This window comes from Fodinibius halophilus (assembly GCF_011059105.1).
Lineage (GTDB): Bacteria > Bacteroidota > Rhodothermia > Balneolales > Balneolaceae > Fodinibius > Fodinibius halophilus.
The window spans coordinates 1-6,330 of sequence record NZ_JAALLS010000045.1; the positions used below are offsets into that span (position 1 = coordinate 1).

The window sequence follows — 6,330 nt, forward strand, 5'->3', positions numbered from 1 at the left end:
ATTTAGTAATTTTAGAACTGCTTAGTCCGACAGACTCCTAGTATTGAGATTTTTCAGCTGGAATGGGGGAAGTTAATTTTATTTTAGAAGCGAGGCTGCTGGTGACGACAGGGTGTTATTAATGTTCCCCCGCTCTTTGTCACTCCGAACGTAGTGAGGAGTCTCAAACGGTATTATGACAGGGAGGCTTGGTATGGGCGTGTGCTTGTAGTCTGATTTGATACTCCTCGTCGCGGGCTCCTCGGAGTGACTTGCCATGGGATTGTTGTGTAGCCTTATATGTGAAACTGCTGGTGACGACAAGGTGATATAAAAGTTATTGCCTTGTATTGTCACTCCGAGTACAGCGAGGAGTATCAATCCGTATTGGAGCAGAGAATTCTTAGTATGAAGACGTGCCTGTAGTTTGATTTGGCATTCCTCTGAGTGATGGGGTGGGTTTTCTTTGTCTAGCCTTATTCAAGGGAGAAGTCTTGAGTCAGCATCAGAAAGATTTAGCCCTGAACACACAATACAATGAAAAATATTTTGCAAGGAATAGTCCACACAATGGTCATACTTATAAAAAATGATGGCCAGATACTACGTTTATATCATGAGTAACATCTCTAAAATGATCTATACAGGAATGACGAATAGCCTGACCAGACGTGTGAGGGAACATAAAGAAAAAGTAAATGAAGGGTTTACCAAACGGTATAACATCCACAGGTTGGTTTATTATGAGGAGTTTCAGGATGTGCGTGAGGCGATTGCGCGTGAAAAGGAAATCAAGGGGTGGCGACGGGAGAAAAAAGTAGCTTTGATTGAAAAGGTGAATCCCAAGTGGAAGGATTTAGCTGCTAATGAGTAAGGCTTTATATTTTCTTGGCGAAGCTGCCATTAACAAAAACTGTTATTCTAGTCCTTTCCCCAATTACCACTCCGAACTTGGTGGGGAGTATCAAATAGTATCGAAGCATAGCCTCCTTTTCATTATTATTTGCCAGTATTCTGATTTGATACTCCTCGTCGTGGACTCCTCGGAGTGACGTTCTGGGGATCGGGGTACGTTGTGTAGTCTGCATGAGCGAAGCTGTTGGTGACGACAGGGTGTTATTAATGTTCCCCCGCTCTTTGTCACTCCGAACGTAGTGAGGAGTCTCAATCTGTATTGGGCTGGGAGGTCTTAGTATAGGAGTGTGCTTGTAGTTTGGTTTGATACTCCTCGTCATGGTTATTCCTCGGAGTGACGTTGGCGGGGTTGGTGAATATTAAGACTATGAGATGGGAGATTCGGAGTGTTACGGGGTAGGGTGATTGGGGGAGGTTATTTAAATATTATTTAATTATGGATCATTGAAAAAAATAGTAAATTGCTAATAATTAGCGTTTTGTAGGCAGGATTGTTCCATTGGGTTTTCGTTTGGCTTGTTTCCGTCGAGTTTCTATAGCTATTCTTATTTTGTACTTGGTGTACGTGTTCCATTTTTGGCTGAGAAAAAAAGCCGAATCCCAAAAAATGATCCGTTTAAAAAATGTTTGAGGCCATGCTAAACCCATTAACTGTTTTATTTATAGAACCATCGGGGGGCAGAAGTATTGATTTAAATAACAATCAAGATACTGAGTAATAGTGATGTATAGTGAAAACTACATGATCATGTGTTTTTTTATTCGCCCCAAAAACAGACTTTTGAATTGTAATCCAAATAGAGTAAAAGCAACGGTTACACGACTAATAATCCAACTAATCATTACAGATCATGTTTATATTACATATAACTAATAATTATGAAGCAGATATTGAGTTCGACTCGACGACGATCTCTGCTAAAGGGGGGACTCACTCCACAGGAAAAATAAAGGGCCATCATACCATAGATGGAAAGGGGCTAACGGTTTTTAATATTTTGGACTTGGCGAAAAAAAAGATCCCGGGTTATCCATCACTCAAAGCCACTTGGGGAATACTATTTGAATACCAAGGGCATGAAATATACGGTCGGTATGAAGGCAATGGCGAGTTCGATATTACCTTTAATGAATATGGTAATGTGGAGATCAAAGCTGTAAATGGGAAAGCGTTGGAGATACGTCTGCCGGGCCTAACGTTGGAGCAAGAAAAGTCTGAAAATAATTAGTAGAAAGAATTCAAACCATTAAACAAAAAATATTATGATAGATTTTTTAATTAGTGCAATTATTGGATGGGGGCCCAAATGGGCTCCAAGAGGATGGTCGCAATGCGGAGGACAACAGATAGCAATATCTCAATACACTGCTGTTTATTCTTTAATTGGAACAACCTATGGCGGTGATGGGCGTACATCATTTGCACTGCCTGACTTAAGGGGACGAGCCCCGATTGGATATGGGCAAAGCCCGGGTACAAGTCATTATCCTCTGGGGAGTAAGGCAGGAACGGAAGAGCGGACCCTAACGGTATTGGAGATGCCTAGCCACACGCATACCGCTAACACAGAAAGCCTCAGCTCTTCAGTTGCAGCAAGCAGTGAAACAGAAGGTGATTCCACTGAACCTGGGCCTAATAAAGTGTTAGCTAAAGGGGTAGTCCCCCAGTCAGGTCCCAATCCAAGGAGGGATGCCAACATTTATGTTGATTCTTCTAAGGCTGATACGACTATACAAGGAGGAGATGTTACCGGTTCTATAACAAATTCAACTACGGGTGAAGGACAGCCATTCTCTACTCTTCAGCCGGTAACGGCCATTAACTATATCTTCTGTATGCAGGGTATTTTCCCTTCCAGAAGTTAAGTGACATAAACCATTGTTAAGGTCTTGGGGTAGCAAGCAATGCCCCAGGGCCGTTAAATATACCAGTAATATGATGCTAAATATGTTACAGGATCAGCTTAAAATTGGCTTTTTAAATCCTTATTCAAGCTTGTATCCCCATTACTCGCAACATCTGTTGGCCGGTTTATTCCTGGGGATGGGGGAGGATCCTTTAAAACAGGATAAGATTACGTTTGTGCCGCACTACACCGATACCGGCAGCGTCCAAAAAACAAAGGATGCGGTACGAAAGCTGATAAATTTTGACCAAGTGGATATGTTATCCGGGCTGGTCAGTTATGCCGTGCTGCCGGAGATTGTACCTATGCTGGAGAGTCGAGACAAGCTGGGGTTTTTCTTCGATTCCGGGGAATATATCCCTTATTTCGATTACCTGAGCCCCAATACGTTTTTCGCATCCAACCAATTGTGGCAGTCAGAGTTTGCTTTAGGCCAGTGGGCCCGATCGGAATACGGAGAGGGTGGAATGATGGTCATGCCTTTACTGGAATCGGGTTATCATTTACACAGTGCCTTCCAAAAGGGATTTAGTATGGGCGGGGGAGGAGAGTTGCTACTCTCGGTACTTCCGTTTGATGAAGAAAATCCTCATGATTTAGATATGGACGCCCTTTTTGAAAAAATAAAGGATCAGGCCCCGCCTTTTGTGCATGCCATATTTACGGGTGAAGGGGGCAATGAATTTTTGACCAGATGGGTGGAAGAAGGATTAAGTGGAGAAATACCTTTAGTGGCCGCTGAACATATGATGTACGACGAGTGGCTGCAGGATGTCAAAGATCTTGGTATTCAATGTTATTCCTCTTCCTTGTATGATCCTGCCCGAAATTCTAAGACCAATAACGTATTTAAACAGCAGTTCCAGCAAGCCACAGGTCAGCCGGTAAATATTTTTGCATTACTGGGCTACGAAGCAGGGATGATGTTCCGAGAAATCTATCCCTCTATGAAGAAAAGGGACTGGGGAAAAGTACGAACCCTCTTACAAAAAGAGCATATCATAGGCCCCCGTGGAGAACGAGATTTTTACCCGGACTCAGGCTTTGCACTGCCGGAGGTCAATATTACCAGGATGAATTCATCTTCTGGATCTATCAACAAAAATATTATTGCGAAAGGAAAACGATTGGCCTACAACCACCGGATTTTTGATGACATCCGTAAAGCAGTACCGTCGGGGTGGTTTAACCCCTTGTTTTGTGTATAGGCAATAGACAATCAAATAAAAAATAACCTTCTGTTGTGTTGGAGAAGGTCAACTAGAATCCTTTTAAAAATACATCGGCAAAAATCCGTAAGCGACAAAACAAATACTATATACCTCAAATAGCCTGTTCTAACAGATGTATTCAATTCGGAAATACTCTATAAACCTATCGCTCCATTATGAAACAACTAGCTACACTTTTAATACTTCTTTTTTCAATAAGTTTAACATCGGCTGTATTTGCCCAAACCACTGTTACATTTGATGATCAGGGATACGTAGGAGATCAAGATATAACTACTGAATTAGCTTCGGGCCTCAATGGGTTTAAGTTTGAATATACAACTGATTATCCGCCACAAACTGGGATTCATTTGTCTTACGATACATTTGTTGCAAAAACAGGTGGATCTGTTGAACCTGGTCTTACGAATGATGGTCCACCAAATCAAACGATTACGATCACCAAAACGGATGGTTCAAATTTCAAGTTTGATTCTTTTTGGGCTGACGGCAAAAATGGTAACAATATTGGTGTCAAAATAGAAGGATTTAGGAATGGTAGCTCTACCGGAAGCCAAACCATCGGCCCCTTAAAATTTGATGATAAAGTTACTATCAATTTAAATAGTAACTTTGAAAATGTTGATGAGGTGCGAATTACTGATGAAGGAGCACCATATGGATTTGATGCTTTTTTCGACCACTTCAAATTTAATGACCCAATTATTCCAGATACCGATGGCGACCTGACAGCCGGTTCCGGGGTCTCTGAACCCGTTGGTATTGCCAGTACATTAGATACTTCGGGTGAGGCGATCGATGTTTTCGATTTTACTCTTAGCGATGGCGGCGGGGGCGACGGACTGGCTATGACGGTATCAGAGATAACCGTAAATGTATCCGGTACCTCCACCGATGCCGAACGCGGAGATATTACCTGGCGGCTTAATGGAAATGATGCCTCCAATGTAACCGGCACCTACGACGCCGGGGCCGATCAAATTACCTTCACCGGCCTTAGCATCTCTATTGCTGACGGGGGGAGTGAGACCTACACCATTAATGCCTATTACAATGACAACAGCAGCCTTACCGAAGACCACACCATTGTTTTATCGGTTGACGGAGACACCGATGTAACCACCGGGGGCAGTGGAACCAGCATGGGAACTACCTCAGCTGTGACTAACAGCTCCGGCAGTACCATCGATATTACGGCCAGCCAACTGGCTTTTACGACCCAGCCGGCCAGTTCTACCTCTGGTTCAGCCCTGGGTACCCAACCCGTGGTTACCGCCCAGGATGCCTTTGGAAACACCGATGTGGATTTCACCGAAACCGTAACGCTTACTGAGTCTAATCCAGGCTCTTTATCCGGGGATATTGATATTACTGCTTCCAATGGGGTGGCCACCTTTACTGATGTGGCCTACACCGCAAGCGCTGACCAAGAATCGTTTACGCTCACAGCCAATGATGAAGATGGTACGGGGAGCAATCTTTCGACCATTGATGCTAATTCTATTACTTCCGATGTAGTAGCTACCAAGCTGGTATTTAATACCGAGCCGGCCCCTACGACGGTAGAAGATGGTACTTCCACAGATATGACTACCGATCCGGTGGTGCAGGCCGTTGATGCCAATAATACTGTAGATACCGGTTACAGTACGGGTATTACCTTGGCAGAAGTCAACGGAGCTGGTTCAGCAACCATGAGCGGTACCGGCGATACCGATGGCAGCACATCCACGGTAACGATATCGCCGTTTTCCGGTGTGGCTACCTTCACAGATTTACAGCTTACCTATACGGCCTCTGGGAGCAGTAATGAGAATTTCAATCTGCAGGCCTCGTCCGGCGGATTAACTACAGTCAATAGTACGCAATTGACAGCGGAAGTAAATAATCCTCCTACCTTAACAGGCCTTCCGTCCGATATTTCTGTGACTGAGGATACTGAAAGTAATTTGGATCTGTCTTCTTCTGTGTTTGCGGATGCAGACGGTGACAACATAACTGTCACATTAACCGCCTCAGCGGGCACGTTTAGCACTCCCGCTGATGGATCGGGGGTGGGGTCCGGGGTAACCACAACGAAGGTGAGTTCTACGGTAATTACGTTGGCCGGATCCCCGGGTGATATCAACACCTACTTGGATACCAATTCTAATATCAAGTACACTGGGGCCTCCAATGTGAGCGGAGACAATGCGGCCACGATCAGTGTGGAAGCCAATGATGGTAATGGCTCCGGAGATGTCTCCTTTGGTAGTGTAGATGTTGATATTACGGCGGTCAATGATAACCCCACCTTA

The 6,330-nt window shown here is 44.1% G+C and carries 6 protein-coding genes; 5 read left to right on the plus strand and 1 reads right to left on the minus strand.

Annotated features, from left to right (window positions below):
- Window positions 1-571: 571 nt before the first annotated feature.
- The gene (locus G3569_RS17900; protein WP_165271464.1) at window positions 572-853 is read left to right on the plus strand and encodes a GIY-YIG nuclease family protein; all 282 of its coding nucleotides are present in this window, start codon (window positions 572-574) and stop codon (window positions 851-853) included.
- 4 nt (window positions 854-857) lie between these two features.
- Here G3569_RS17900 and G3569_RS18490 read toward each other — a convergent pair whose 3' ends face one another.
- Entirely contained in the window at window positions 858-1,067 is a 210-nt protein-coding gene (locus G3569_RS18490; protein ID WP_205720279.1) for a hypothetical protein, read from the minus strand.
- 678 nt (window positions 1,068-1,745) lie between these two features.
- On the opposite strand from G3569_RS18490, the gene G3569_RS17905 reads away from it, so the two are divergent.
- The 4 genes from G3569_RS17905 to G3569_RS17920 all read left to right on the plus strand — a co-directional run.
- A complete protein-coding gene (locus G3569_RS17905) occupies window positions 1,746-2,123 on the plus strand; it encodes a hypothetical protein (RefSeq protein WP_165271461.1) in 378 nt (125 codons plus the stop codon).
- 34 nt (window positions 2,124-2,157) lie between these two features.
- Entirely contained in the window at window positions 2,158-2,760 is a 603-nt protein-coding gene (locus tag G3569_RS17910) for a phage tail protein (protein ID WP_165271462.1), read from the plus strand.
- Between the two features lie 70 nt (window positions 2,761-2,830).
- Complete coding sequence (locus G3569_RS17915) at window positions 2,831-4,009, plus strand: ABC transporter substrate-binding protein (protein WP_165271463.1); 1,179 nt, start codon at window positions 2,831-2,833, stop codon at window positions 4,007-4,009.
- A gap of 179 nt (window positions 4,010-4,188) precedes the next feature.
- Window positions 4,189-6,330: beta strand repeat-containing protein (locus tag G3569_RS17920; protein ID WP_205720280.1), on the plus strand; the 2,142-nt coding region annotated here is incomplete at its 3' end.